Source organism: Lederbergia sp. NSJ-179 (assembly GCF_022867885.1).
Taxonomy (GTDB): Bacteria; Bacillota; Bacilli; order Bacillales; family Bacillaceae_C; genus Lederbergia.
On sequence record NZ_JALIFP010000111.1, the window covers coordinates 1 to 771 of the forward strand.

At 28.7% G+C, this 771-nt stretch carries 2 pseudogenes; both read left to right on the forward strand.

Annotation, left to right across the window (positions count from 1 at the left end):
- Positions 1–255: pseudogene (locus tag MUB24_RS23080) on the forward strand (hypothetical protein); the annotation flags it as partial.
- A 12-nt stretch (positions 256–267) separates the two neighbouring features.
- Positions 268–771: pseudogene (locus tag MUB24_RS23085) on the forward strand (hypothetical protein); the annotation flags it as partial.

The following is a 771-nucleotide window of genomic DNA, read 5'->3' on the forward strand; positions in this document are numbered from 1 at the left end:
GAAGAGATAGGGTTCGTGCCAGATACAGCGACGACCTTTAATGCAAAGGACTCTTATGAACAAAAAGTAATGATAGATGGAGAAGAAACAGTTTATTATAAAATACCAAATAAAGAACGGTATTTTGATTTTAACTACATAATTGATACCTTAAAGAAAAGGGAAGAAGATAGCGCTATGCGTAACTTCCGTATTTTCGTGTATAAAAATAAAGAGTTGATTAATTTTCGGGTAAATAACAAGTATCAAAAATAATATGATGTGGAAATGCCAAATAATAGTTCTATTAATATTCCTATTTCTGTGGAATTAGATTCGCAGAATGATTACTCAGATATTTTAGTGATTTTAATTAACAAAGATAAGAAATATCATATAGCAGATCATATGAATGCTAGTAAAATATTAATTAGTCGTGAAGAAATTAAAAATAATATAAAGGGTTACGCTAAAAAAGATGTTGATAATAACAATTTAAAACTTCGCAATGAGAAAAATAAGTCAAAGGAAGGGCAATTTGGAGATGTCGAGTTATTAAATAAGGACGGTGATAAAGCATATCGTATCTCAAAAACAAAATACATTAAGCTTGGTCAAGTTCCAGAAGATATTATCCAAGAAGTTATAGTCTTTGATATTGACGGAAATATTTATCCTCTTTCAGGGAAACAACCGGAGGCTATTACTATAAAGAGAAAAAATAACGAAGACATAATCATTCCATATAATAACGAAAATAAAGATGATATGAGATTATTTTTACTCATTAAT